26 protein-coding genes are annotated in these 26,643 nt (G+C 65.9%); 14 read left to right on the top strand and 12 right to left on the bottom strand.

Going from position 1 to position 26,643, the window contains the following annotated elements; all coding sequences use genetic code 11:
* Window positions 1-8 precede the first annotated feature (8 nt).
* Complete coding sequence (locus CH302_RS09855) at window positions 9-833, bottom strand: hydroxypyruvate isomerase family protein (RefSeq protein WP_037195077.1); 825 nt, start codon at window positions 831-833, stop codon at window positions 9-11.
* A gap of 12 nt (window positions 834-845) precedes the next feature.
* Window positions 846-1,241 (bottom strand): allophanate hydrolase-related protein, encoded by a 396-nt coding sequence (locus tag CH302_RS09860; RefSeq protein ID WP_032385160.1) that lies wholly within the window; start codon window positions 1,239-1,241, stop codon window positions 846-848.
* 278 nt (window positions 1,242-1,519) lie between these two features.
* Here CH302_RS09860 and uraD point away from each other — a divergent pair, with 278 nt between their 5' ends.
* From uraD to CH302_RS09885, 5 genes are read left to right on the top strand one after another with little or no spacing between them, the layout of a single operon-like run.
* Window positions 1,520-2,014, top strand: coding sequence for a 2-oxo-4-hydroxy-4-carboxy-5-ureidoimidazoline decarboxylase (gene uraD / locus CH302_RS09865; RefSeq protein ID WP_037195078.1), 495 nt, complete (start codon window positions 1,520-1,522; stop codon window positions 2,012-2,014).
* A complete protein-coding gene (gene uraH / locus CH302_RS09870; protein WP_037195080.1) occupies window positions 2,007-2,345 on the top strand; it encodes a hydroxyisourate hydrolase in 339 nt (112 codons plus the stop codon). Before uraD ends, uraH begins: the two co-directional genes overlap by 8 nt.
* A 5-nt stretch (window positions 2,346-2,350) precedes the next feature.
* On the top strand, window positions 2,351-3,241 hold the full coding sequence (gene pucL / locus CH302_RS09875) for a factor-independent urate hydroxylase (protein ID WP_037195082.1): 891 nt from the start codon (window positions 2,351-2,353) through the stop codon (window positions 3,239-3,241).
* Between the two features lie 10 nt (window positions 3,242-3,251).
* Window positions 3,252-4,655, top strand: a complete 1,404-nt coding sequence (locus tag CH302_RS09880; RefSeq protein WP_230596477.1) for a nucleobase:cation symporter-2 family protein — start codon at window positions 3,252-3,254, stop codon at window positions 4,653-4,655.
* A 31-nt stretch (window positions 4,656-4,686) separates the two neighbouring features.
* A complete protein-coding gene (locus CH302_RS09885; protein WP_052048054.1) occupies window positions 4,687-5,463 on the top strand; it encodes an IclR family transcriptional regulator in 777 nt (258 codons plus the stop codon).
* Here CH302_RS09885 and CH302_RS09890 read toward each other — a convergent pair.
* The 4 genes from CH302_RS09890 to CH302_RS09905 are packed head-to-tail and all read right to left on the bottom strand — an operon-like array spanning window position 5,460 to window position 8,089.
* Window positions 5,460-6,278: a spermidine synthase gene (locus CH302_RS09890; protein WP_037195085.1), complete on the bottom strand. Its 819-nt coding sequence runs from the start codon at window positions 6,276-6,278 to the stop codon at window positions 5,460-5,462. The two genes, CH302_RS09885 and CH302_RS09890, sit on opposite strands and share 4 nt — an antisense overlap.
* Entirely contained in the window at window positions 6,271-6,711 is a 441-nt protein-coding gene (locus CH302_RS09895) for a cupin domain-containing protein (protein ID WP_037195086.1), read from the bottom strand. Before CH302_RS09895 ends, CH302_RS09890 begins: the two co-directional genes overlap by 8 nt.
* A 14-nt stretch (window positions 6,712-6,725) precedes the next feature.
* The gene (locus CH302_RS09900; protein WP_037195088.1) at window positions 6,726-7,391 is read right to left on the bottom strand and encodes an SDR family NAD(P)-dependent oxidoreductase; all 666 of its coding nucleotides are present in this window, start codon (window positions 7,389-7,391) and stop codon (window positions 6,726-6,728) included.
* The gene (locus CH302_RS09905; RefSeq protein WP_037195090.1) at window positions 7,388-8,089 is read right to left on the bottom strand and encodes a TetR/AcrR family transcriptional regulator; all 702 of its coding nucleotides are present in this window, start codon (window positions 8,087-8,089) and stop codon (window positions 7,388-7,390) included. Before CH302_RS09905 ends, CH302_RS09900 begins: the two co-directional genes overlap by 4 nt.
* Before the next feature lie 187 nt (window positions 8,090-8,276).
* Here CH302_RS09905 and CH302_RS09910 point away from each other — a divergent pair, with 187 nt between their 5' ends.
* The 5 genes from CH302_RS09910 to atzF are packed head-to-tail and all read left to right on the top strand — an operon-like array spanning window position 8,277 to window position 14,983.
* Window positions 8,277-9,824, top strand: a complete 1,548-nt coding sequence (locus CH302_RS09910; protein ID WP_037195092.1) for an amino acid permease — start codon at window positions 8,277-8,279, stop codon at window positions 9,822-9,824.
* A gap of 3 nt (window positions 9,825-9,827) precedes the next feature.
* Window positions 9,828-10,610, top strand: coding sequence for an urea amidolyase associated protein UAAP1 (locus CH302_RS09915; protein WP_037195094.1), 783 nt, complete (start codon window positions 9,828-9,830; stop codon window positions 10,608-10,610).
* Entirely contained in the window at window positions 10,592-11,236 is a 645-nt protein-coding gene (locus CH302_RS09920) for an urea amidolyase associated protein UAAP2 (protein WP_037195096.1), read from the top strand. The genes CH302_RS09915 and CH302_RS09920 overlap by 19 nt, the downstream gene beginning before the upstream one ends.
* Window positions 11,233-13,260 carry a 5-oxoprolinase/urea amidolyase family protein gene (locus CH302_RS09925; RefSeq protein WP_037195098.1) on the top strand — a complete coding sequence of 676 codons (2,028 nt, stop codon included), beginning with the start codon at window positions 11,233-11,235 and terminating at the stop codon, window positions 13,258-13,260. Before CH302_RS09920 ends, CH302_RS09925 begins: the two co-directional genes overlap by 4 nt.
* On the top strand, window positions 13,250-14,983 hold the full coding sequence (gene atzF, locus CH302_RS09930; protein ID WP_052048055.1) for an allophanate hydrolase: 1,734 nt from the start codon (window positions 13,250-13,252) through the stop codon (window positions 14,981-14,983). Before CH302_RS09925 ends, atzF begins: the two co-directional genes overlap by 11 nt.
* Here the strand turns inward: atzF and CH302_RS09935 are convergent.
* Together CH302_RS09935 and CH302_RS09940 are read right to left on the bottom strand one after the other, a co-directional pair.
* Entirely contained in the window at window positions 14,933-15,574 is a 642-nt protein-coding gene (locus CH302_RS09935) for a LysE family translocator (protein WP_037195099.1), read from the bottom strand. The genes atzF and CH302_RS09935 overlap by 51 nt on opposite strands.
* Before the next feature lie 61 nt (window positions 15,575-15,635).
* The gene (locus tag CH302_RS09940; protein ID WP_230596479.1) at window positions 15,636-16,526 is read right to left on the bottom strand and encodes an SGNH/GDSL hydrolase family protein; all 891 of its coding nucleotides are present in this window, start codon (window positions 16,524-16,526) and stop codon (window positions 15,636-15,638) included.
* Window positions 16,527-16,777: 251 nt separating this feature from the next.
* Here CH302_RS09940 and CH302_RS30000 point away from each other — a divergent pair, with 251 nt between their 5' ends.
* Complete coding sequence (locus tag CH302_RS30000) at window positions 16,778-16,945, top strand: hypothetical protein (RefSeq protein ID WP_176460679.1); 168 nt, start codon at window positions 16,778-16,780, stop codon at window positions 16,943-16,945.
* Here the strand turns inward: CH302_RS30000 and CH302_RS09945 are convergent.
* Entirely contained in the window at window positions 16,942-17,184 is a 243-nt protein-coding gene (locus CH302_RS09945) for a hypothetical protein (protein ID WP_230596480.1), read from the bottom strand. The genes CH302_RS30000 and CH302_RS09945 overlap by 4 nt on opposite strands.
* 237 nt (window positions 17,185-17,421) lie before the next feature.
* Between CH302_RS09945 and CH302_RS09950 the strand changes: the two genes are divergently transcribed.
* Window positions 17,422-18,396, top strand: a complete 975-nt coding sequence (locus CH302_RS09950; protein ID WP_037195100.1) for an NAD(P)/FAD-dependent oxidoreductase — start codon at window positions 17,422-17,424, stop codon at window positions 18,394-18,396.
* Here the strand turns inward: CH302_RS09950 and CH302_RS09955 are convergent.
* Complete coding sequence (locus tag CH302_RS09955) at window positions 18,393-19,103, bottom strand: Clp protease N-terminal domain-containing protein (RefSeq protein WP_176460680.1); 711 nt, start codon at window positions 19,101-19,103, stop codon at window positions 18,393-18,395. The two genes, CH302_RS09950 and CH302_RS09955, sit on opposite strands and share 4 nt — an antisense overlap.
* A gap of 198 nt (window positions 19,104-19,301) precedes the next feature.
* Here CH302_RS09955 and CH302_RS09960 point away from each other — a divergent pair, with 198 nt between their 5' ends.
* Window positions 19,302-21,533, top strand: a complete 2,232-nt coding sequence (locus CH302_RS09960) for a putative bifunctional diguanylate cyclase/phosphodiesterase (RefSeq protein WP_037195101.1) — start codon at window positions 19,302-19,304, stop codon at window positions 21,531-21,533.
* 21 nt (window positions 21,534-21,554) lie between these two features.
* Window positions 21,555-23,486 (top strand): gamma-glutamyltransferase, encoded by a 1,932-nt coding sequence (gene ggt, locus CH302_RS09965; protein ID WP_037195105.1) that lies wholly within the window; start codon window positions 21,555-21,557, stop codon window positions 23,484-23,486.
* A gap of 3 nt (window positions 23,487-23,489) precedes the next feature.
* On the opposite strand, the gene CH302_RS09970 is transcribed toward ggt, so the two are convergent.
* Window positions 23,490-24,167 carry a response regulator gene (locus CH302_RS09970; RefSeq protein ID WP_082323842.1) on the bottom strand — a complete coding sequence of 226 codons (678 nt, stop codon included), beginning with the start codon at window positions 24,165-24,167 and terminating at the stop codon, window positions 23,490-23,492.
* Window positions 24,164-26,617 (bottom strand): sensor histidine kinase, encoded by a 2,454-nt coding sequence (locus CH302_RS09975; protein ID WP_082323843.1) that lies wholly within the window; start codon window positions 26,615-26,617, stop codon window positions 24,164-24,166. The genes CH302_RS09970 and CH302_RS09975 overlap by 4 nt, the downstream gene beginning before the upstream one ends.
* Window positions 26,618-26,643: the final 26 nt, after the last annotated feature.

Here is a 26,643-nt window from a genome sequence, read left to right on the forward strand (position 1 = left end):
AGAAATCCCTACTTGGTAGTGGTGGCCAGTTCGAGCCACGCGAACGGATCCGGCTGGGTGGCTTTGTATTCGAGTCCGACGTAGCCGTCGTAACCCCGCGCTGCGAGGCCGGCGAGTTGTCCGCCGAGGTCGAGCGATCCGGTGCCCGGTTCTCCGCGGCCGGGGGAATCGGCGATCTGTACGTGCGCGATCAGGTCGTGGTGTGCCTCGAGCGCTGCGGGAACGTCCTCTCCGTTGACGGCGAGGTGGTAGAGGTCGGCGAGCAGGCGGAGGTTGTGTACGTCCTGTTCACGGGCCACGCGGCGAATGGTCGCGACGGCTCCGGCGGCAGACTTCAACGGGTAGGCGGGTGCGCCGCTCACGGGCTCGATCAACACGACCGCACCGATTTTCGCCGCGGCCTTCCCGGCGGCGGCCAAGTTCTCGATCGCGACCTCGTCCTGGTCGAGCGGATCGACGCCGTCGATGCGGTTTCCGTACAGGGCGTTGAACGCTGTGGTGCCGAGTTGTTCGCCGATGCCGACGGTGGCGGCGATGTTGTCTCGGAAGGCCCGCTTCTGCGCTGGATCGGACAGAATCCCACGATCGCCTGCGGGCATGTCGCCGGCCGCGAAGTTCAGTCCGGTCAGCTGTACCCCGGCATCGCGAATGGCGGACACGAATGCGGTGACATCGGCGTCCGAGGGCACCGGGCCCCCGAACGGCCACCAGAATTCGACGGCGTCGAATCCGGCATCTCGCGCGCGCTGCGGTCGATCGAGCAGAGGCACGTCGGTGAAGAGGATGGAACAGTTGACGGTGTATCGGAGTCGAGAATCAGCAAAGATATTCATGCACAGTGCCTTTCAGTTCTGAGGTTGCGGCAGTCCGCGGTATCTACGCCAGCTGCCTGCGTAGGTGATGTCGGTCAGCTCGTCCGGTTGCGCATCGAGCACCCCGGGGCGCAGGCCGACGCCCAGGACCGAGCGCCCATCCTCGAGCGCCACCACGGTGAGTTCGAGTTCCGGCGGTTCGTCCGGCAGGAATGCGGTTCGGATGTCGTCGAGAGGAATGTCGTACAGCTCGCCCTCGATGGCCGCTCCTGCGGTGTGGTCGAGCAACAGTGCCGGGAACTCGTCACGCACCGAGAAGAAGCGGTAGTTCGGGGTGGTGCGCACTGTCCCCACGAACGGGTGGGACGAGACGTTGTGGTGCAGGCTGCCGCCGCGCATCGCACCACCGTTGCAGAAAAGCTCCGTCATGAAGTCGTTCCTCTCGGGCTCGAACGGTCCGGACTGAAAGTCCGCCATACGGAATTGCGATTCCGTTTTGTGGTTCGAGTGTGGCGTGCGCCACGCGGGTCTGTCAAGACCCGGGCACCCGGACCGCTCGAGCGGAACGCCCAATATCGCAGTGCAGCAACGCCGCAGGGGTCGAAGCGAGCAGCCTCGGATCAACCCTTGACAGTGGATGTGATCGGTGTCACGCTCATTTGGTGGAATTATCATTTCGTATTGCGGAATTAGGGACAGCCGGGGTCGTGGCCGATCTGAACACGGCCTCCGAGACCGAAGCGGCACGCACGCTCTCGCTCTGCCTCGACGTGCCTCGCTGGGTCGAGGGAGTCCTGAGCGCCCGGCCGTTCACCGACGTGCAGGCTCTGCGCCACGCCATTCATCGCGCTGCCGCACCATTGACAACCGATGAAGTGCACCGCGCACTTGCCGTGCATCCGCGCATCGGCGAGAGACCAGACGGCGACGACGCAAGCGCTCGGCACGCGAGCAACGAGCAATCCGGCGTCGACATCTCCGACACGACCGTCGAACAGCGGCTGAGGGCAGGAAATCTGGCCTACGAGAACCGGTTCGGGCAGGTGTTTCTGATCAGGGCCGCCGGCCGGGATGCCCACGCAGTTCTCGATGCTCTGCACAGCAGGCTCGCCAACGACGCCGAGACCGAGGCCGTCGTCGTCGAACACGAACTGCGAGAGATCGCCGAGATTCGCGCAACAGGAACTCTCGGCGATGTCTGACCCAAGGAGCCATGTGACCGCCCACGTACTCGATGCGGCGAGAGGCGTTCCTGCGCAGGGTGTCTCGATCGTCCTCGCCGATCACCACGGTATCCACGTTGCCAACGCCGTCACCGATGAGCAGGGCAGGGTCGGAGCGCTCGGCCCCACCGAACTGGAACCGGGCACCTACCGCCTCACCTTCGCAACCGGTGCTTACTTCGCGGCCCAGCACACCGAATGCTTTCACCCCGAGGTCGTCGTCACCTTCGAGATCACCGCACCCGACCAGCACTACCACATCCCACTTCTGTTGAGCCCGTTCGCTTTCACCACCTATCGAGGGAGCTAGAACCCATGACCATCGTGCTCGGAGCAAACCAGTACGGCAAAGCCGAATGCAGACTCGTCCGCATCGACCGCGAGACTCCTCGCCACCGCATCACCGACGTCAGCGTCACCTCGCAGCTGCGCGGCGACCTCGAGGCCGTCCACACCGAGGGCGACAACGCCCACGTCGTCGCGACCGACACTCAGAAGAACACCGTGTACGCGTTCGCGCGGGACGGTATCGGCGCGATCGAGAGCTTCGCACTTCGTCTCGGGGCGCACTTCACCGGCAACTTCGACTGGATCACCGGCGGACGCTGGGAAATCGAGCAGTACCAGTGGTCGCGGATCGCGAACGGTCAGGACGGCTACGACCACTCGTTCGTCAAGGCGAGTGACGAGAAGCGGAACACCATCGTCACCGTCGACGGCGAGAACATCTCCATCGTCTCCGGAATCAGCGACCTCGTGGTCCTCAATTCGACGGCGTCGGAGTTCTGGGGATACCCGAAGGACCGGTACACCACGCTGAAGGAGACCACCGACCGAATCCTCGCCACCTCGGTCAGCGCCCGCTGGCGGTACCTCACCACCGAGCTGGATTTCGACAAGACCTTCGACGACGTCCGCTCCATCATGCTCGACGCGTTCGCCTCCACGCATTCTCTTGCGTTGCAGCAGAGTCTGTTCCAGATGGGCAAGCAGGTTCTCGAAGCGCACCCGGAGATCGGCGAGATCAAGTTCTCGATGCCCAACATCCACCACTTCCTCGTCGACCTCGAGCCGTTCGGACTCGACAACCCCGGTGAGGTCTTCTACGTCGCGGATCGTCCCTACGGTCTGATCGAGGCCACGGTGCAGCGCGACGATGCCCCGGACGCAGGCCGCGCCTGGGATACCGTTCCCGGATTCTGCTAGGAGCGCCGCCGTGAAACTGACGACCCCGAAGCTGACGAAACGCACTCATGCGCCGCACGATCCCGCCCGTCCCGAGGACGAGCGGTTGTCGATCGGCAGGTCGTATCTCTATGGATTGCAGCACATCCTGACGATGTACGGCGGCGTCATCGCACCACCCCTGATCGTCGGTGGCGCAGCGGGACTGACCGGAACCGAGATCGCCCTGTTGGTCTCGGCCGCATTGTTCGTCAGTGGAGCGGCCACCCTGCTGCAGACGTTGGGAGTGCCGTATTTCGGTGCAAAACTTCCCTTGGTACAGGGTATTTCGTTCGCGTCGGTGTCGACGATGGTGGCCATCGCGAGCGGGCCGGGTGGACTGAACTCGGTGTTCGGTGCCATCATCGCCGCCGGTGCCATCGGCATCCTCATCACCCCGTTCTTCAGCAAGATCGTGCGCTTCTTCCCACCGGTGGTTACCGGCACGATCATCACCGTCATCGGCATCTCGCTACTGCCCGTTGCGGTTCGGTGGGCGATGGGCGGTGATCAGCAGGCCACCGACTGGGGCTCGATGTCCAACATCGGGCTCGCGGCGTTCAGCCTCGTGGTGGTGCTGCTCGTCAGTCGACTGGTGCAGGGCACGCTCTCGCGCCTGTCCATTCTGATCGGCATCATTGTCGGAACCCTGTTCGCGGTCCTCGTCGGCAAGGCCGACTTCTCCGGTGTGAGCGACGGTGCCATCTTCAGCTTCCCCGAGCCGTTCGCATTCGGAGCGCCGACGTTCCAGGTGGCGGCCATCATGTCGATGGTCGTTGTCATCCTGGTGATCATGACCGAGACCACCGCGGACATCCTGGCCGTCGGCGAGATCGTCGGCACCGACGTCGATGCGCGACGCGTCGGCGACGGGCTGCGCGCAGACATGGTGGCCACCACCATCGCTCCCGTGTTCGGCACCTTCCCGGCCAGTGCGTTCGCCCAGAACGTCGGCCTGGTGGCCGTCACCGGAATCAAGAGTCGCTACGTCGTCGCGGCCGGCGGCTCGGTGCTGCTGTTCCTCGGCCTCTTTCCCATCCTCGGGCTGGTGGTGGCGTCGGTTCCGCTGCCGGTGCTCGGCGGGGCAGGCATCGTGCTGTTCGGCTCGGTGGCCGCCAGCGGCATCAGGACGCTCTCCAAGGTGGAGTTCGACGGCAACCTCAACCTCGTCATCGTGGCGGTGGCGATCGGGTTCGGTGTCATTCCCATCGCGGTGCCGGGCTTCTACGCCGCGTTCCCCGACTGGGTACACGTGGTGCTCGACTCGGGCATCAGTGCCGCGAGCATCGTTGCCGTCGTACTGAACATCCTGTTCAACGTCGTCACGATCGGCCAGAAACCCTCGCCCTCGGTGGTGACCGCTGCACCACCGGTGGCGACGCGGCATCACCAGTAGTGTTCTATCGAGATCGGTAGGAGCTACGAGCATGCGAGGTGGGACTGTGGCGGCAGGTGGCGGGGTGCAGTCCGTGGAGCGCGCGTTCGAGCTGCTCGACATCATGGCCGCCTCGGGAGGATCCATCGGGATCAGCGAACTGGCCGAGGGTACCGATCTGCCGATGCCGACAGTGCACCGACTGATCGGGACCCTGGTGTCTCTCGGCTACGTCAGGCGACTGCCGTCCCGTCGATACGCATTGGGCACCAAACTCATTCGCCTGGGTGACAGCGCAAGCAAGCTGATCGGCGGATGGGCGAAGCCGTACCTCGCCGAGCTGGTCCGGATAACCCACGAGACGTCGAACATGGCCTTCCTCGAGGACGACATGGCGGTCTACGTCGCGCAGGTGCCGTCCGAACACGCGATGCGGATGTTCAACGAGGTGGGCCAGCGCGTCCTGCCGCATTCCACCGGCGTCGGCAAGGCACTGCTGTCGCAGTTGGACGACGACGCCGTCCGCGCCATAGTCGGCAGGCTCGGCATGGCCCCTCGTACCGTCAACACCATCACTACCCTCGACGCGCTGCTGGCGGACCTCGCGACGATCCGCGAACGCGGCTACGCCATCGACGACGGTGAGCAGGAGGTGGGAGTGCGCTGCTTCGCCGTACCGGTGCTCGGTGCGCCGACGCTCACAGCGATGTCCATCGCCGGGCCCACCGCCCGGGTCACGCTGGAATCGGCCGAGCAGTTCGTACCCCTGCTGATCTCGGCCGCCGAGCGACTGGCGAAAGACCTGGCGGGCAACGTTCCAGCGCCCTAATCCTTCAATACTCGCGCGTCGCGAGCGAAGGACTCGACCTGCTCGGTCAACCACACGTGCGCCGGAACCGCTCCGCCGAGTAGCTCGCGGGCCAACGACGGGGAATCCCCGATCGGCACGTCGCTGCCGGCGATGATGATGTTGCCGTAGCGCCTGCCCTTGAGCATCGCCGGATCGGCGACGATCGCCAGATGCGGGAAGACACTGCGAAGAGTCGCCGCCTCCTGCTTCGCGAGCGAGAGATCGCGTCGGTCACCGCAATTGACGACGTACATGCCGCCGGGCGAGAGGACGCGTCGAACATGCGCGGTGAACTCGGCCGTCAGTAGCGGCTCCGGAGTGACCGCTCCCGCGAACACATCTCGCACGATCAGGTCCCGACTGTTCTCGTTGAGCGTCTCGGTGACGGCCCGTGCCTCACCGACGCGGATGCGCAGCAACGGTGCACGTGGTAGGTCGAACCACTCGCGCACCAGCTCCGAGAGCTTGCCGTCGAGCTCCACCACCACCTGACGCGCACCGGGGAATTCGGCGGTGAACGAGCGGGCCAGCGTGCAGGCCCCGCCCCCGAGATGCAGCGCCCGCAGCGGAAAATTCGAATCCCACTGCGCCCGAACCAGTCCCGAGATCCACCGCATGTACTCGAACTCGAGCACGGTGGGGTCGTTCATGTCGATGTGCGAACTGGGGACGTCGTTGACGTTGACGACCCAGCCGTCGTCGGAGAATGTGTCACGGACCAATTCACAGGTGCCCGAATCGATTTCGAACAGACCGGGCTTCAGTCCCCCGGCGGACTCCCGCTTCCTACCCATGGGAGTCCTCGAGCCGGAAGTCCTCGAAATCGAATCCCGGGGTGACGGTGCAGCTGACCAGACTCGGCTCGTCGCCCATCGGACGCGCCCGCTGCCACACCGACGGTGGCACGATCTGCTGCGGCGACTGCGGTCCGACCAGCAGCGAGGTCACGGTGCCCGGCTCGTCCCCGGCCCCACCGAGGTCGAGCTGCACCGGACTACCGCGGTGATACAGCCACATCTCGGTGCCACGGACGGTGTGCCACGCCGATTGTTGACCGGGCATGAGCAGGAACAGGATCGCCGTGCCTGCCGCCCGAGGACCGGGATAACCGTCGGGCAGAGATGTCTGTGGAATCGTGACCTCGCTGCGCCAGGTCTCGCGGAACCACCCACCCTCGGGATGGGGTGCAAGGTCCAGGCTCAGAGCCCAGTCGGGCAGCGACGTCATGCACGCAACCCTAGTCAGTCCGTGGAGACCTGAACCCGGAACCTGTCGCGCTCGGTGTGCAGGCTCCAGAGCTGCTCGGCGAGAGCCTCGGGGCTCTTCTTCGGGTCCTTGCCGTCGATGGCACCACCGATGATCAACTGCGACACCTGGATTCCCTCCTCGGCCAACTCCTCGTTGAGGAGCTGCGCATATGCTGCCTGGCCTGCGAACGCGATGGACGTACCGGTGACGGTACGACCGGGCTTCACGGCAGAGCCGCCGTTGACGAACAGGATCGTGCCTTTGTTCTCGCCGAGGAATCTCATTCCCGGTAGCACCTGATGGACGGCAGCGATGGGTCCGTAGATCGAGAACTCGACCGGGCCGACCATGTCTGCCGGGGTGGTCTGGAGCACGGGCCGCATGAAGTCCTTCTGCGGAAGCGGGCTGTACTGCAGCACCTCGATGGGACCGAGCGTTTCGGTGACCTGCTCCAAGGCCGCGGCGATCGAGGCCGGGTCGCGCACATCGGCGACGAAGCCCTTCGCGGAGATACCGTCGGCAGCGAGCTGATCTGCGAGGACGTCGACACGAGCCTGGTTGCGGGAGATCAGGCCGACCGAGAAGCCCTGCGCGCCGAACTTGCGCGCCACTGCCGCTCCGAGACCTGCACCTGCTCCGACAATTGCTATGGAAGTCATGTCCCGTGCAAGGACCGACGATCGAAGACTATTCCGACGACCGTCTCGAGCAGGGCCTCCGCACTCCGGTGCAGCGCAGTGACATCTCCGGCCCAACCGAGCACGCGCACGGCGGCTGCGGCGATCCCCGCGGCGTCGGCGGTGGGGTCACCGCGCCCGTTCTCACGATCGGCCCGCGCATTCACCACGGTCTCCACCAGGCGAAACGGTAGGTCCTCGGTGCCAGGTCGGCACTCGGAACCGAGTTGAACGAGAGTGTCCGACGCGATAGCCGCATACAGGCTCATCAGCGTGTACCGATGGTCGCGAAAAGTCTCGAATCGCTCGCTGCGCAGCTCGGGCAGTAGATACAGCGCTCCCAGATTCCAGGTGGACGCGGCGAGTTGCTCGGCGTCGAAGAAGGCGAGCGCGTACATCTGGGTTGCGGCATCGGCCGAGGCGCTGCGGATGCGCTGCGCGACGGCCAGCGGTGCATCGACGGTGCCGCTGAGGAGCGCGTCGAGGATGTCGTCCTTGGTGGCGAAGTGGTGATAGAGCGAGGCCTGACGCAGTCCGACGGCGTCGGCGATGACGCGAGTCGACGTACTGGTGAAGCCGCGGGTGGTGAAGAGCTCGGCCGAGGCGTCCAGAATTTCCTCGCGAGCGGTGTCGCCGGGCCGTTTCTTTGTGCTCAGCCTGGGTCTGCCTGCGCCGGTCATGGCCTCATCTTGTCAGGTCGACGTGTCGGTGAGATTTCTGTCATCTGATCGAAATAGACGAAACGAGCTTGTTGCACGACGGTCACCGCCCGGGAACGGCGGTGCCGAAAACTATCAACTGACAGAAACCCGCCTCGGCGATGCAGCGGGCGGTCACTCACCACCCACCTCGCCTGTAGGAGAGAACATGAGCTCGACAACACTGCCGGCCCCCGGCGCGGGTTCGGAACCGTCGTCCACCACCGACCATTCGGATCTCGCGGCCCTCGGCTACGACCAGCAACTGCACCGCAGCCTCGGCAAGTACGCGTCGTTCGCCGCCGGCTTCTCGTTCGTCTCGATCCTCACCACCATCTTCCAGCTCTTCGGCCTCGGCTTCAGCTTCGGCGGCCCGGCCTTCTTCCTCACCTGGCCGCTGGTGTTTCTCGGTCAGTTCATGGTGGCCCTCAACTTCGCCGAACTCGCTGCCCGCTATCCCATCTCGGGCGCGATCTACCACTGGTCGCGGCGTATGGGCGGAGAATTGGTCGGGTGGTTCGCCGGCTGGTTCATGATCATCGCGCAGATCGTCACCGCCTCCGCCGCCGCCATCGCACTGCAGGTCGTACTCCCCAGCATCTGGGGCGGATTCCAGTTCATCGGTGAGGACACCGCGCTCACCTCGTCGAGCGGAGCTGCGAATGCCGTTGTGCTCGGATCGATCCTGCTGGTACTCACCACCACCATCAACTGCATCGGCGTCAACTGGATGTCGCGCATCAACAGCATCGGCGTGACCTGCGAGATCGTCGGCGTCATCGCCCTCGTGCTGGTGTTCTTCACCCACGCCGAGCGCGGACCGCAGGTCGTCTTCGATACCGGAAGTGCCGGAGCAGATCCCGGCTACATCGGTGCCTGGATCGTCTCGGGCCTGATGGCCGCCTACGTCATGGTCGGCTTCGGCTCGGCAGGCGAACTCGCCGAGGAGACCCGCAATCCCCGACGCGTCGCGCCGCGCACCATCCGCCTGGCCCTCTCGGCATCGGCACTCGGCGGTGGCCTGATGATCGTCGGCGCTCTGATGGCCGCACCCAGCCTCACCGACGGTCAGCTTGCGACGCAGGGACTTCCGTACGTCATCGACTCGATCCTCACCTCGCCGTGGGGCAAGGTCCTGCTCATCGACGTTGCGATCGCCGTGTTCATCTGCACCCTCGCGATCCAGACCGCGGCATCTCGGTTGATGTTCTCCATGGCCCGCGACGGGCGCCTGCCCGCCTCGACAGCGCTGGCGAAGGTCAACTCGCGCACCGGAACTCCCATCGCACCGTCGGTGCTCATCGGTCTGGCCTGCGTGGCGATCCTGGCCGTCAACGTCGGCAACTCCGCGATCTTCACCACGCTCTCCAGCGTCTGCATCGTGTTGATCTACCTCGCCTACATGATGGTGACCGTCCCACTGCTGATCCAGCGACTCAAGGGCTGGCCGCACGGCGGAGTGCAGAAGGACAGCGACGGCGAGAAGCTCTTCACCCTCGGACGCCTCGGCCTGCCCGTCAACATCGCCGCTGTTCTCTACGGCGGCCTGATGGTGATCAACCTGTCGTGGCCGCGGGCCGAGATCTTCGACCCCACCGGCGAATTCCCACTGCTGCGATGGGCCGCACCACTGACCGTCCTCGCCGTGATCGTGGTCGGCATCGCCTGCCTTCCCCGCGGCAAAGTCCACCCCAAGCCCGTGACGATCGGAGCCTGAACCATGAGCACCGCAACAACGTATTCCGCCAAGGAACACGCACGATCTCAAGCGACCGTCGCGCCGGCACCCACTGCACCGGCGGGCATCTCGGAGCTCACGTGGGCCGAGTCGGTACCCGGCGGCAGCTACACCACCAAGGTGCTCGCTCGCGGAACCCGGCTACGCCTCGTCGATGTCGACGGTGCCGCCTGCGCCAATCTGCTGCTCTACCGCGCCGACGCCCCGTGGGAGCGACTCAACACCGCCGACACCGTCAAGGTTCCGTGGCAGGCCTACCTGAGTGCAGGCCACCCCCTGCTCTCGGACCAGGGCCGCGTGCTGGCGACCATCGTCGACGACACCTCCGGTCGCCACGACGCACTGTGCGGCACGACGTCCTCGGCGACCAACACCGCGAAATACGGAGTCAGCGGACCACATTCGTCGGCTCCGGCCGGACGCGAACTGTTCACCCTCGCCGCAGCCAAGCACGGGCTCGAACCACGCGACGTCGCGCCGTCCCTGTCGTTCTTCCACGGCGTCACCGTCGCCGCGGACGGGGGCCTCGTCAGCACCGGCTCGGCCGGACCGGGCCGCTCGGTGGACCTGCTCATCCACCTGCCGGTGATCGTGTTGCTGGCCAACACCGCTCACCCACTGGACCCCAGCACCGAGTACCCCACCACCACCCTCGACGTGCTGGCGTGGCGTGCCCCGGAAGAGCTACTCGCTCTCGACAACACCGAACCGGAATACCAGCGCGCAGTGCAGAACACCGAGGACGCATGGAAGGCAGCACAGTGACTACCAGTGCAGTGATTGTGAAAGACGAGATCGCCCCCGCATTCGGCCCCTGGTCCGCCGTCGTCGAGGCCGGTGACATCCTGACGATCGTCGATCTGTACGGCAATCAGGCCGTCGACACACTGATGTACGGCGCACACGATCACTCGATCCGATACTCTGCCCCCGCCACCGTCGCCGCGCAGCGGAACCTGTTCCTGACCACCGGAACCGTTCTACGCAGCGATGATTCGACGCCGATCATGACGATCGTCGAGGACGAGGTCGGCAACCACGACACCGTCGGCGGAGCGTGCTCAAAGGAATCGAACACCCTCCGCTACGGCCACCACACCCAGCATCAACACGCGTGTGTCGAGAACTTCCTCATCGAGGGATCCAAGTGGGGACTCGGCAAGCGAGACCTGGTGCCCAACATCAACTTCTTCATGAACGTCCCCGTCGACGCCGACGGCACCCTCGGCATCGTCGACGGTCTGTCGGCTCCCGGCAAGAAGCTGTCGTTGCGTGCCGAGATCGACACGCTGGTGCTGGTGTCCAACTGCCCGCAGATCAACAACCCCTGCAACGGATTCGACCCCACCGCGGTGCGGATGATCGTGACGCGAGAGTCGGCTGGAGCATGAACGCTGTGAACAGTACGGCCGCCAAGATGACCGTGCACCGGCCCGGGATGCTCACCACGGTGCAGGACTGGCCAGGACGCATCGGCTACTGGAAGGTGGGCGTGCCGCCGTCGGGGCCGATGGACGATTTGTCGTTCCGGCTCGGCAACACCGCGCTCGGCAATCCCGAGGGCGCACCCGGCCTCGAATCCACCATGGCCGGGCCTGCATTGACGTTCGACGCCGACACCTACGTCTGCGTCACCGGTGCTGCGGTACCGGTACACATCGACGGCACACCGGTCCCGCAGTGGAAGCCGGTTCTGGTACCCGCCGGGTCGACCCTCGATGTCGGCACCACCACCGGGTCGGGTCTACGGGTGTACGTGCTGATCCAGGGCAGCCTCGACGTCGACGACTATCTCGGCAGCGCAGCGACTTTCACGCTCGGCAAGTTCGGCGGACATCGAGGCGGCACCCTCGGTGAGGGCGACGTCATCGGCCTGGCCGGACGCTCCGACAATTCCGCCGTCCTCGGTCCCATCCCCATGGAACACCTGCCGGTGCTGACGTCCAACTGGGACATCGCCGTCACCGAAGGCCCACACGGCGCACCGGAGTTCTTCACCCGCGACGACATCGACACCCTCTACGCCACCCGCTACGAGGTGCACTTCAACTCCGATCGCACCGGAGTCCGGCTCATCGGGCCCAAGCCGCAGTGGGCCAGAGCCGACGGCGGCGAGGCCGGACTGCACCCGTCCAACATTCACGACAACGCCTACAGCGTCGGCGCATTGGACTTCACCGGCGACACCCCGATCCTGCTCGGACCCGACGGCCCGAGCCTCGGCGGATTTGTCTGTCCCGTCACCGTGGTCGCAGCCGAACGGTGGAAGCTCGGCCAACTGCGACCGGGGGACACCATCCGCTTCGTTCCCGTGAAGGCCGCGGCCACCGCGCCGCTGGGATCACTCGGGCTCGCTCGCCGCGCATCGCTGCCCGCAGTGTTCTCCGCAGGCGGAGACGGTGACGACGGCGTGATCGCCCGACGCGACGCCGACACGTGCGTCACGTACCGCCGCTCGGGCGACGACAACGTACTCGTCGAATACGGCGACATGAAGCTCGACCTGGCCCTACGAGCTCGGGTGCACGCACTGCACCAGCGGGTCGAGGCCCTCGCGCCGCGCGGTCTGGTGGACCTGACCCCCGGCATCCGCTCGTTGCAGGTGAAGGTGAATCCCGATGTGCTGTCCATCGATTCGTTGATGGGCCTGCTGTCCGAGGTCGAGGACGATCTTCCCGCAGCCTCGGAACTCGTGGTTCCCAGCCGCCAGGTTCGGCTCCCGCTGTCGTGGGACGACCCCTCGACCCGGGAAGCCATCCAGCGGTACATGCACGGCGTGCGTGCCGATGCGCCATGGTGTCCCTGGAACATCGAGTTCATCCGACGCATGAACGGACTCGACTCGGTGGCCGACGTGTTCGACACCGTCTTCGCCGCCGACTACATGGTGCTCGGACTCGGTGATGTGTACTTGGGCGCTCCGGTGGCGACACCGCTCGACCCGCGACACCGCCTGGTGACGACCAAATACAACCCGGCACGAACGTGGACGCCGGAGAACGCCGTCGGCATCGGCGGGGCGTACCTGTGCATCTACGGCATGGAAGGCCCCGGCGGATACCAGTTCGTGGGTCGAACCACGCAGGTGTGGAACCACAGCGCCGCCTACAGCGGTGGTCCGTTCGAGGAGGGCACCCCGTGGTTGCTCCGGTTCTTCGACCGAATCTCCTGGTACTCGGTCGAACCCGAGGAGCTGATGGACCTGCGCGCCGATCTGGCGGCCGGCCGCGGCGGCGGAGTGGACATCACCGACGGTGAGTTCTCCCTCGCCGAGCACGAGAACTTCCTGGAGACCAACGCGGACTCCATCGCCGAGTTCCGCGCGAGACAAGCCGTCGCCTTCGGTGCCGAGCGCGACGCGTGGTCGGCAGCAGGCGAATTCGATACGACGAAGGGCAGAACCGATGCAGCCTGAGGTACGAGAACGAGTTCTGCAGGCCTACAAGCGGATCGCCGAGGTCGATCGGCCCGAGGTGTGGATCTCCCTGCGCGACGAGGACGACGTGCTGGCCGATGCCGTCGCACTCGACGAGGCACTCGCGGCCGGTGCGGATCTGCCGCTCGCGGGCACACTGGTCGCCGTCAAGGACAACATCGACGTGGCCGGTCTACCCACCACCGCAGCATGTCCCGAGTTCGCCTACACACCCGAGGTATCCGCCGTCGCCGTCGAGCGACTGACAAGCCAGGGCGCACTGATCCTGGGCAAGACCAATCTCGACCAGTTCGCCACCGGACTGGTCGGCACCCGCAGCCCCTACGGCGCGGTGCGCTGCGCCTGGGACCCCACGCTGATCTCGGGAGGCTCGAGTTCCGGCTCCGCCGTCGCGGTGGCACTGGGTATCGCGGACATCGGAATCGGCACCGACACAGCAGGATCGGGACGAGTTCCCGCAGCCTTCCACGGTCTGGTGGGTATCAAGGCCTCACTGGGAATCGTACCGAACACCGGCGTCGTTCCCGCGTGCGCCGACTACGACTGCGTCACCGTACTGGCTCACGCTCTCGACACTGCCACGGCCGCGATGAACGTCATGGCCGGGCCCACCGCAACCGATCCACGCAGCCGGGCCTGGCCTGCCGACGTCCGGCTCGCCGCGTCACCGGATCCCCGCGTTGCCATCCCGCGAGGAGAGGACTTGGCGTCGCTGAGCCCGGCATACCGTCGGGCATTCGAGGACACGGTCGCGGGACTGGCCGACAAGGGGTTCACCCACGTCGAGGTCGACATCTCCGCCCTGCTCGACGCTGCAACACTGCTGTACGACGGAGCGATCGTGGCGCAGCGCTATTCGGCCGTCGGAAAGTTTCTCGACACCGCTCCTGCCGGTGCCGATCCCACGGTGGCCGCGATCGTCGGCTCGGCTGCCGAGCCGTCCGCCCACCGATACGTCGACGATCTCGATGCCCTCGCGCGAGCGAAGACAGCGGTCCGTACGCTCCTGAGCGAGTTCGACGGCCTACTGTTGCCCACCACCACCGAACATCCCACTATCGCTGCGGTGCAGTCGGATCCGATGAGCATCAATCGACGCCTCGGCACGTTCACCAACTTCTGCAACCTGCTCGACATGGCCGCGGTGGCGGTTCCCGGTGCCCCGACGCACGAGGGCACCCCGTTCGGCGTCATGTTCGTCGTGCCCGCATTCGAGGATCAGGTCGCGATCGACCTCGCTGCTCGACTGGCAGGCACAGCCTCACCGTCGTTGATCGACGACGGCATCGAGGTGTTGGCCGTCGGTGCCCATCTGCGCGGTTTTCCGGTGCATCACCAATTGACCGATCGCGGCGCGCGATTCAGCGGCGAGGTGACCACTTCTGCGGACTACCGACTGGTGGATCTGCACACCACACCGCCAAAGCCGGGTTTGGTGCGGCGGGAAGGGGACGGCGCTGCCATCTCCGGGGAGCTCTACCGCATGTCCGCTGCGGCTCTCGGCACGTTCCTCGCCGGGCTACCGTCACCGATGGGTCTGGGTCCGGTCGAGTTGTCGGACGGTCGCTGGGTCACCGGGTTCTGCTGCGCACACGACGCGGCCGAGAACGGAACCGACATCACCGAATTCGGCGGCTGGCGGGCCTACCGCTCACGCGGAGACGGGCCTGCTGCCGTCGGTGGCGACACGCACCGCAAGTAGTCCGAGCACCGTACCCATGAGATAGCGCTGCACTCTCAGCCACGTCGGGCGAACGGCCAGGAACTGCGCGATCGAACCGGCGAGCACCACGATCGCCAGGTTGACCGCCACCGCCACCGCGATCTGCACGCCGCCGAGCGTGAATCCCTGCAGCAGAAGGTGTCCGGCCGTGGGATCGACGAACTGCGGGATGACCGAGATGTACATGATCGCGATCTTCGGGTTCAGCAGGTTGGTCACCAATCCCATCGTGAACAGCCGCCCCGTCGAATCCTGTTGCAGCTCGGTCGGTTCGAAGGCCGACACCGTGCCGCGCAAGGCCTGCACCGCCAACCAGGCGAGGTAGGCCGCGCCGGCGAGCTTGACCGCCGTGTACAGCGCGGGCACGGCGGTGAACACCGCGGCCAAGCCGAGATTGGTGGCCGTCAGATAGATCAGGAAGCCGATCGCGACTCCGGAAAGCGACACCATTCCCGCTCGTCGGCCCTGCGAAATGCTGCGCGAGACAAGGTAGATCATGTTCGGCCCCGGCGTCAGCACCAACGCGAGAGCCACTGCGAACACTCCGAGAACTGCGGAATACGAGACCATGCGGTCAAGACTTCACGTCGACCGGCCCGCCTGAGAAGAGCCAGTTACGGTTTTGTGGTTCCTATCCGGCACGCACTGCAGAGGCCACCGCATCGGCGATGGCTGCCATCCCCGCCGCCGTCGGGTGCAGCGGCGCAGCGGGATTCTGCGGGACGACGCCCTCGAAATACCGCTGGTCCGGAGCCACGCACACATCGTGGCCGACACTCGACGGCTCGGTGTCGACGAACTCCGCTCCGTGCTCGTTCGCCTGCGTCCGCAGGGCCTCGTTCATGGCGGTGATGCTGCCCTGGATGTAGTCGGCGTCCTCGGGCAGCATGGGTTGAGTGGGGAAGCAGCCACCGCTCGGCAGATAGGTGCCGTAGCCGACAACCAGGATCCGCGCGTCGGGCGCACGCTCGGCCACCGCGTCGAGCATCGCACCCCAGCTGGGGGCCTTGTCTGCAATGGCAGCGGCGACGGTGTCCACGCCACCTGCGGTGAGGCGGTCCTTGCAGACGTTGGTGGCGGAGGTGTCCGCGAAGGTGAGGCACTGCACGGCCGTCGAGACCAGCCCGATGTCGTTGCCGCCGATCGTGACGGTCACCAGATCGGTCTCGGGGGTCACTGCGTCGAGTTGCAGCGGAACCTCGCCACTGGACGTTCCCTGCGGAGTGGAGACGATGTTCTCGGTGACGGCACCCGAGCAGGTGACGTCGACGAAAGAACCGACGGCCAGATCCTCGGCGAGTACGTGCGGGTAGTTGGCGTCGGACTGCTGGCATCCCGGTGCGCCGACCTGGTTGGGGATTCGCGGGCCCGATGCGGCCGAGTCACCCAACGCGACGTAGTTCGCCGAAGCCGGGGCTTCCGACGGCCGAGCAGGCGATTCCGGCACCGACGAGTCCGACGAACAGCCCGCCAGTACACAGGCGGACACAGCAAGACCGACGAGAATTCCCTGGCTCCTCACAGCTTCGACGCTACAGCTGCCGGTAGCCTCGACCTGGTTGTCCAGGACAGAACGTCCATCGCATCGAACAGAGGAATTACATGATCACCGCGTTCATCAACCAGATCCTCAGCGGCTTCGGCTCCATTTCCGCTGGCAGCAGCGGCTTCGAGCTGGCACCGGGAACGCTGCCCTTCGGGCTGTAGACCGCCGGAACGCCCGCCCGCGCGGGGCCGACGATTGCTTCGGTTCCGCGCGGGTACCCCGGAGTCATGACTACCAACGACAACGACTCGAAGAACGACGACACTGCTCCCGCCGCCAAGGAAGACGTGACATCTGATCCGGCCGCAGCGGCGGAAGACAACGATTGGTCGAGCGAAGGCGGAGCGATCGAAACCGGTCCCGCGACCGACGACGAGCGAACCGACAGCAACTAGCCGATCAGACGGCGGGGAGCGGCCCGCAGCGTGCGGACGTCGCCGTCGGCGACGATGTGTTCCACCGTCTCACCTCGGGTGAGCATCGACTCGTCGACGGTGAAGTTCACGCGAGCGTCACCGAGCCAATCGATTCCGACGACGATTCCCACGGTCCCTTTGGGAATTCCGCTGCGCCATCGCACATGTCCCAGGTTGCGGACCGTGATCACGGTCTCGCCGATCTCGAAGTGCCCCACATGCCCCCCCGGCTCGATTCTTACCGACCAGTAGACCTCGAGTGAACGCCCTGTTCAAGCGGTAGATCCGCGCTTACATCGACCTCTGGCAGCCTCGACGCCAGTCGGCACGATCACAATTCGGCGAATGGCCGAATCTGCGCCTTCAACCCCGACACGCGGTATTTTTTGCTTCGACCATTTGCTGCAATGGCAAGATTTATTGCCAATACCTGCCCTTTGCCGGACACTCTCCACATGACTACAGACACCGATCGACACACTCCGGTCGACGCGATCATCGTTGGCGGCGGAGTCGCCGGACTCAGCGCCGCCGTGGCCCTCGGCCGTTCCCGACGATCCGTCGCGATCATCGACGCGGGCGATCCCCGCAACGCACCGGCAGCGCATTCCCACAACTACCTCACCCGCGACGGGGAGTCGCCTCTCGAGCTGGTTCGACTCGGCCGAGACGAGGCGCGGCACTACGGCGTACGCATCGTCGAGGGCGTCGCCGCATCCGCGAGTCGAACCGACACCGGGTTCGAGGTGACTCTCGCCGACGGTTCCGTCGTCGGCGGCCGCCGCCTCCTGGTCACCACCGGCCTCACCGATGTTCTGCCGGACATCCCCGGCCTCGCCGATCGGTGGGGGCGCGATGTATTGCACTGCCCGTACTGCCATGGCTGGGAGGTACGCGATCGCAGGATCGGAATCATCGGCAGCGCCATGGTCGGACACCAGGCACAGATGTGGCGTCAGCTCACCGAGCACGTCACGGTGTTCGCGCACACGGCACCGACACTGGCCGAAGAGGACCTCGAGCGACTCACCGCACGTGGCATCGAGGTCGTCGGCGAGGAGATCGCTCGGGTCGATGTCGACAGCGACGCGATCGTGGGAGTGACACTCGCGAGCGGCACGCAGATCCCGCTCGACGCGTTGGTCGTAGGACCCAACTTCACCTCGCGCGCGGACATCCTGATGTCGCTGGGGATGGCCACGACCGAGATGGTCATGAACGACCACGTCCTCGGCACGTACGTCGAGGCCGATCCCGTCGGTGCAACATCCGTTCCCGGAGTATGGGTTGCAGGCAACGTGTCTGCACCGATGGACACCGTGGTGGCGGCGTCCGCGGCTGGAGTCAAGGCCGGCGCTGCGATCAACGGTGACCTGATCGAGGAGGACGTCCGCATCGCTCTCGAACGAGCGAAGGCCATCGCTTCCTAGATACCGAGCGCCGCCGCCAGCCCCTCTTCGACGGTGTCCTTGCGGACGCCGAGCGAGGCGAGCGTGGCGTCCTCGTTCTCCAACAGTGCCAGCAGAATGTGCTCGGTACCGACGTAGTTGTGCCCCAGCCGAAGCGCCTCACGGAAAGTCAGTTCCAGCACCTTCTTGGCACCGGCGTCGAACGGCACGAGATCGGGTACGGGGTCGGTCGGTTCCGGCAGCGTCGCCGTCACCGCAGAACGGATCTGCTCGGGCGTGAGGCCCTGCGCGCCCAGCAGTTTCGCTGCGAATCCCTCGGGTTCGCCGAGCAGACCGAGGATCAGATGCCCGGTGGTGATGCAGTCGTTGGCAGTGGCCCGAGCCTCGTTCTGCGCTCCGACCACCACGTTGCGCGCCCGTGGGGTGAAGCGCGAGAAGCCCTGACTGGCATCGAGATCGGCGGGATCGTCGCCGCCCTTCGCAACGAAGCGCTTCTGCACCGCCTGCTTGCTGACTCCCATGGATGCTCCGATCGCAGTCCAGGACGCCCCTGAGCGGCGGGCTCGATCGACGAAATGCCCGATCAGATGGTCGGCGACCTCGCCGAGGGAATCGGCCGCGATCACCGCACCCGAGAGTTGGTCGAGCGCATCGGTGTGCACTTTCTCGATGGCGTCGATGAGATCGTCGAGACGGACGGGGTTCGTCATCTTCAGTGGTTTCGTCATGCGTCAACTGTAGGTTGACGATGCGTAGTCGTCAACCCTCGGTTGACGACACTGTGCCGTTGCAACATCTGTTGAACTTCTTCACCGGCGGCGGCGAACTTCGGCCCCGTGTGCGCTGCGCAAAGACGTATATTCACCCATGGAGGCGTCGCGAACAGCCATGCGAACGCCACGAGCGAGAAGGAAGTAGGTCCTTCGATGAACACGAAGGTCGCTGCGCCCTTCCCCATGCACACCAGACGAACCGCGGGTCTGGTGGCAGTGGTCGTCGTCGCGAGCACCGTCTTCGTTCTCGGCGACGCCGGAGTGCGGGCCGGTGTCCTCGCCACCGTTGCCGTCGGATCGGTACTCACCATCAGCGCCGCGATCCGTAGATACCGCCCCGACGACTCTCGATGCTGGTGGGCACTGTTCGGTGCCTCGGTGCTGTTCATGTTCGGGGTCTCGCTCCGCAGCGATCCCACCGCACTGAATCACTCGTTCCCGCTGCTGCCGGATCTGTTCACACTGACCGGGTACGCACTCGTCGGGTACGCACTCTCGCGGTGGATCCGAGATCGGCAGTCGATCGACGACATCACTCCACTCGTCGACGCCGGACTGATCTTCCTCGGCACCCTCTTCCTGTCGTGGTTGCTGTTCATCTCACCGGCCCTCGAATCTCCTCGTTCCTCGGCATCGACAGTGGTCAACGGACTGTATCCGGCGATAGACGCAGCACTGATCACCCTGACCACCTACCTACTGTTCTCGTCCAAGCCCCGTACCCCAGCGCTGCAGTGGGCCTTGATCGCACTCGTCGCAACACTCGTCGGCGACATCTCGTACGCATTCGCTGCCACCACCGACGACGCGCCGTCCTCGGGATTGCTCGACGGCATCTACCTGTTCGCGTATCTCTCCCTGGCGATGGCGGCCCTCGATCCGTCGATGCGCACCGTCTCCCAACGGCAGACTCCTGCACCGGCGCACAGCAGCCGCCGCGTCGTGTTCGTGGTGACGCTGCTCGTCGTCTGCGCCACGGTGCCACTGCTGGGCTCGGCCGTGTCCACCGGAGATCTGATCGTCCGGTCCCTGTTGCTCGCGTCGATCCTGGTGGGTGCCTTCCTGCGCGGCGAACGCGCGCTGACCCGAGTGCAGGTCGGCGAGGAGCACGCGAAATACCTGGCCGCTCACGATCTGTTGACCGGCCTACCGAACCGCACGATGCTCGACGAGGAATTCACCCGGCTCGAGCGCAGCCAGACTCCGGGACGCACATGCGTTCTGTTCGTCGACCTCGACAACTTCAAGATGGTCAACGACTCGTACGGTCACCGCGTCGGTGACGAACTCATCGTGGCCGCGGCGCGACGCATCCGCGCCGCACTCGGCGCCGCCGACACCGTGGTCAGGTACGCCGGTGACGAGTTCGTCGTGCTGACCCGCCGCGATCGCGGCGGAGCAGAGGCGTTGGCCCGCCGCATCATCGATCGGACCAACGAACCGTTCCCCCTGAGCGCCGCAACGGCATACGTCACGGCCTCGGTGGGAATCGCCGACGCGGACCGATTGCACGACGCCATCCGCGAGGCCGACACCGCGATGTATCACGCCAAGTCTCTCGGCGCGGCGCGCTACGCATTCTTCGACGAGTCCCTGCGTGCGCGAGCGACATCCGCGATCGAGACCGCCACCGCGCTGCGCGGCGCGATCAGACGCGGCGAACTCGAGGTGTACTACCAGCCGATCATCGAGACCGTCTCGCGCACCACCGTCGTCTACGAGGCGCTCGTGCGCTGGAACTGGCAGGGGCGAGTGCGTACCCCCAACGAGTTCATCTCGATTGCCGAATCGACCAATCTCATCAAGGAAATCGGCGAATGGGTGCTGCGCACCGCGATGTCGGACCTGGTGACACTGCGGTCCAACGGACAGGACGTCACCATGTCGGTGAACGTGTCCCCGATGCAATTGCGGGACGATTCGTTGCCGGTCATCGTCGGGCGACTGCTCGACACGTACGACCTCGACGGAGCGGATCTGGCCCTCGAGATCACCGAGAGCGTCCTGATCGACGACATGGGCACGGCGAAAAGCGTTCTCGACCGACTCGCCGCGATGGGTGTGCTCATCGTTCTCGACGACTTCGGCATCGGCTACTCCTCGCTGAGCAGGTTGCGCGCGATGCCGATCGCGCTGCTCAAGATCGACAAGTCCTTCGTCCACCAGATCGGCAGTTCGGAATCCGATACTCAGCTGATTCGCGCGATCGTCGCCATGGCGTCGGCGCTGCCGGTGGCGACGGTGGCCGAGGGCGTCGAGACCGAGGAACAGGCCGAGATCATCGAGGCTCTCGAATGCCGCTTCGCGCAGGGCTTTCTGTTCGGTAGACCCGCACCCGTCGCACACTGGCTTCTCGAATCTGCCGAGACCCGTGCCGGCAGGTGAGCCGGATGTTAGCGTCGGTCGGTGTCTGTAATCGGAGTGCACCGCTCGACTGTCCTTGCATGTGCCCTGCTGCTGGTGCCGCTCGCCGCGTGCAGTAGCAGCGAGAGCACCGATCCCGACTCCGCGGCCGAGAACAGCTGTGTCCTCGGTGCCAGTGGCGGCACCCCGGTAGGAGCGACACCGAGTGCGAATTCGGGCGACATCTCCACCAATCCCGAAGTGGCGACCGGGTATCGATCGAACATGACCCCGGTGGAGACGGCTTCGTACTCCGTCTCGACGGCCAATCCGGTCTCCACCGAGGCCGCGTGCGCGGTCCTGCGGGACGGGGGCACCGCGGCCGACGCGCTGATCGTGGCGCAGACGGTGCTCGGCCTCGTCGAGCCGCAGTCCTCCGGCATCGGCGGCGGTGCATTCCTGATGTACTACGACGCAGCGACCGGTGAAGTGCAGAGCTACGACGGCCGCGAGACCGCCCCGATGAGCGCCACCGGGGACTACCTGCGGTACATCGACGACGTGAATCGCACTCTGCCGCAACCCGATGCCCGGTCCAGCGGTCGCTCGATCGGCGTCCCGGGGGTGCTGCGGATGCTCGAACAGGCCCACGACGATCACGGCACCGAGCAATGGGGTGAGCTCTTCCAACCCGCAATCGATCTCGCCGACAACGGAATCGAGATCAGCCCACGGATGGCCTCGTCCATCGCCGACTCGGCACCGAAGCTCGCCCTCGACCCAGCGTCCAAGGACTACTTCCTGCAGCCCGACGGCACCGGCAAGCCGGCCGGGACGGTGCTGAACAACCCGGCGATGTCGAAGACGCTGTCCGCCATCGCAACCGACGGGGCAGACGCCTTCTACACCGGTGACATCGCACAGGCCATCGTCGACGCCACCGCCGACACCACTGCAGGCCGCACTCCCGGGCAGATCACGCTGGAGGATCTCGCCGCGTACGAACCCAAGACCCGCACGGCCGTGTGCACCGAGTACCGCGACCACGACATCTGCGGTATGCCAGGCCCGTCCTCGGGCGGTATCGCGGTGGCGTCGGCGATGGGGATTCTGTCGAACTTCGACCTTGCGCAGTACGCGCCGACGGGGATGGACGCCAACGGCGGAACCCCGACGGCCGAGGGTGTACACCTGATCGCCGAGGCCGAGCGCCTGGCCTACGCCGATCGTGACAAGTACGTCGCAGATCCGGACTTCGTTCCCCTGCCCGGCGGTTCACCCGATGCGCTGCTCGATCCCGAATACCTCAGCGAGCGAGCCGGACTGATCGACGAGGGCAAGTCGATGGGTACCGCGCAGCCCGGCGACTTCGGCCCGGTGCAGTTCGCCTCGTCCACCGATCCAGAGTTCGGTACCAGCCACATCTCGGTCGTCGACAGTCAGGGCAATGCGGCCTCGATGACGACGACCGTCGAGTCGGCCTTCGGCTCGTTCCACATGGTCGACGGCTTCCTGCTCAACAATCAGCTCACCGATTTCTCCGCGGCTCCCGTGGCCGAGGACGGAACTCCGATGGCCAATCGCGTCGAGCCGGGGAAGCGTCCGCGCAGTTCGATGGCCCCGACGTTGGTCTTCGACCGCAACGACGACGGCGAGCGCGGAGACCTCGTGCTCGTCGCCGGCTCTCCCGGCGGCTCGGTGATCATCCAGTTCGTCGTCAAAACGATGGTGGGACTGCTCGATTGGGGCATGGATCCGCAGCAGGCGGTGTCGATGGTCGACTTCGGAGCGGCCAACACGCCGTCGACCAACTACGGCGGTGAACACCCGAACGTCTCGGGCGAGGACGATCCGGTGGTCGCGGCGCTCCGCGAGATGGGCCACGAGGTGTCGGTCGCAGATCAGTCCAGCGGACTGAGCGCGCTGCAGCGCACCGACGGCGGCTGGATCGGCGGAGCGGACCCGCGCCGTGAGGGTGAGGTACTGGGTGGATAGGGGTCAACTCACGAATCGGTAACCCATACCGGTTTCGGTGATCAGATGCACCGGGGAGGCCGGGTCTCGTTCGAGCTTCTGCCTCAGTTGGCCGAGATAGATTCGTAGATAATGTGTTTCGCGCTCATGGCCGGGCCCCCAGACGGTGCGCAGTATGTCCTTCTGCGACACCAGCTTGCCCTCGTTGCGTACCAGTAGTTCGAGCACACCCCACTCGGTACGGGTCAGGTGCACGCTCGCACCGCCTCGCACAACGGTTTTTGTGGCGAGGTCGACGGTGAAGTCCTCGGTGACAACAACGGGGTCGGCGACGGTGTGCGGTCCACGGCGCAGGGCTGCGCGCAATCGGGCCAGCAGCTCGTCCATGCCGAACGGCTTGGTGACGAAGTCGTCGGCACCGGCGTCGAGTGCTTCGACGGTGTCGGCGGAATCGGTTCGCGCCGAGAGCACGAGGATCGGTACGTCGGTCCAGCCGCGCAGACCGGCGATGACGTCGATTCCGTCGATGTCGGGCAGGCCGAGGTCGAGAATCACGATGTCCGGGTGGAAGTTCGCAGCCACCCGCAGCGCCTCGCCGCCGCTCGCCGCACTGACCACTTCGAACCCACGCACGTTGAGGTTGATCCTCAACGCTCGCACGATCTGCGGCTCGTCGTCGACGACGAGCACCCGCACCTTCACCTGCTCGCCGCCTTCAACTCGACCGTCATCGTCAGCCCGCCGCCGACGGTGTTCGATGCCGTGACGGTACCGCCCATCGCCCGCACGAATCCCCGCACCACCGACAACCCGAGCCCGACGCCCACCGAATTGTCGCGGTCACCGAGGCGCTGGAACGCGTCGAACATGGTCTCCTCGGCTCCCTCGGTGATGCCTGGTCCGTGGTCGGCGACGGAGATACTCGCCCATTCGCCGTGCGCGACGGCACTGACGGTGATGTCGCCGACGGGGGCGTAGCGGGCACTGTTGTTCACCAGATTCGCGAGCACCCGTTCGAGCAGACCCGGGTCGGCCAGTACCTCGACATCGCCTACCTCGACGCGTACTCGGTCGTCCGCTCCGACCAACGCGCCCCTGAGCACGTCGTCGACGAACACAGGCCGCAGGCTCGGCTGCACCACACCGGCCTGCAACCGCGAGGAGTCGAGCAGATTGCTCACCAGAGCGGTCAGCTGATCGGCAGACTCGTCGATGGTGGCCAGCAACTCGTCGGTGTCCTCGGGCGAGAACTGAACGTCGGTGCTGCGCAACGACGAGGATGCCGCTTTGACCGCGGACAACGGCGTCCGCAGGTCGTGGCTGACGGCCGAGAGCAATGCTCGACGCAACGCGTCGGCCTCGGCGAGAGCGTTGGCGCGGCTGGCTTCCTCGGCGAGGCGCGCCTGCCGGACCATGCCGGCGGCCTGATTGGCCACTGCAGCGAGTACCCGCCGATCGTGCGCGTGTGTGCGTTCGCCGACGAGCAACAACGTGAAGTCGCCTGCGTCGACCTCGGTGTCCGCCCCGGCTCGATCGCCAGGAGCCTGCGCACCCGCGCTACCCACGATCGATCCGGACTGGTTGTCCCACAGCGCTACCCCGCTCTGTCGGTACGTTTCGCGGGCGCGTTCGAGCAGTGCGGTCAGGTCCGCGCCGCGCAACACCGAGCCGGCGAACAGCGTCAACAGTTCGGCCTCCTGCGTCGCCCGGCGTGCCTGACGCGTCCGCCGGGCGGCAGCGTCGACGAGGGCTGCGACGGCGACGGCGACGAGGAGCAGTACGACGGTGACGACGAAGTTGTCGGGCTCGGCGATAGTGAGGCTGTATCTGGGGGTGGTGAAGAAGTAGTTCAGCAGGAAGCCCGCGATCAACGCCGAGAGTGCCGCCGGCGCAACCCCTCCCAGCAGCGCGACGCACAGCACCACCATGAAGAACAGGGCGCTCTCGCCGCTCGAGTCGAAGTCGGGCCCGACCGTGCTCAGCACTGCCGCGGCCAGGCAGGGCACCAGTACAGCGGCAACCCACGCAAGAATGCGGCGCCGCCCCGAGTCGACCTGCACTCCCCGTCGCCGAGCCTGCTCGGCGTGAGTGACCATGTGCACGTCGATCTTTCCCGAGTTCTGCACCACTGCCGCGCCGATTCCCTCGTCCAGGATTCGCGCCGCGCGGGACCTTCTCGAGGTGCCGATCACCAGCTGGGTCGCGTTCACCCCGCGGGCGAAGTCGAGCAGGGTCGACGGCACGTCGTCACCGACGACGCTGTGCACGCTGGCACCGAGGCCGGCGGCGAGCGTGCGGACCGAGCCCATCTGCGGTGCCGAGACGCCGATGAGCCCGTCACCGCGGACGATGTGCAGCACCATCAGCTCTGCACTGGACTTCGAGGCGATCCGACTCGCTCGGCGGAGCAGGGTTTCCGATTCCGGGCCGCCGGTCACTGCCACCACCACGCGCTCGCGGGCCTCCCACGTGTCGGTGATGCGATTGTCCTTGCGGTACTTCACCAGTGCCGCGTCGACCTGATCGGCGATCCACAGCAGCGCGAGCTCGCGCAGAGCGGTGAGGTTGCCGCCGCGGAAGTAGTTGCTCAGTGCCGCGTCGACCTTCTCGGCGGCGTAGACGTTGCCGTGCCGCAACCTACTGCGCAACGCCTCGGGGGTGATGTCGACCAACTCGACCTCGTCGGCGGCTCGAACGACGCTGTCGGGCACCGTCTCCCGTTGCGGCACTCCGGTGATCTGCTGCACCACGTCGTTGAGCGATTCGAGGTGCTGCACGTTGAGGGTGGAGATGACGTCGATACCCGCGTCGAGGAGCACCTCGACGTCCTGCCACCGCTTGCCGTGCACGCTCCCCGGGGTGTTGGTGTGCGCCAGTTCGTCGACGAGCACCACCTGCGGCTTTCGGGCCAGGACGGCGTCGAGATCGAGTTCCTGCGCCGAGGACCCGCGATAGTTCACGGTCGCCATCGGCAGCACTTCGATGCCGTCGAGTGCGTCGATCGTCCGCGCTCGGCCGTGTGTCTCGACCACCGCGGCCACGACGTCGCAGCCCCGGCTGCGCAATCGGTGCGCCTCGCCGAGCATGGCGAAGGTCTTGCCGACGCCGGGTGCTGCGCCGAGGTAGATCCTCAGCTCACCCCTGTCCGCCACAGCCTGTCTCCTCACCCGGCCGGTAC

The organism is Rhodococcus sp. 15-2388-1-1a, from assembly GCF_002259145.1.
In the GTDB taxonomy this organism is placed as follows: Bacteria; Actinomycetota; Actinomycetes; order Mycobacteriales; family Mycobacteriaceae; genus Rhodococcoides.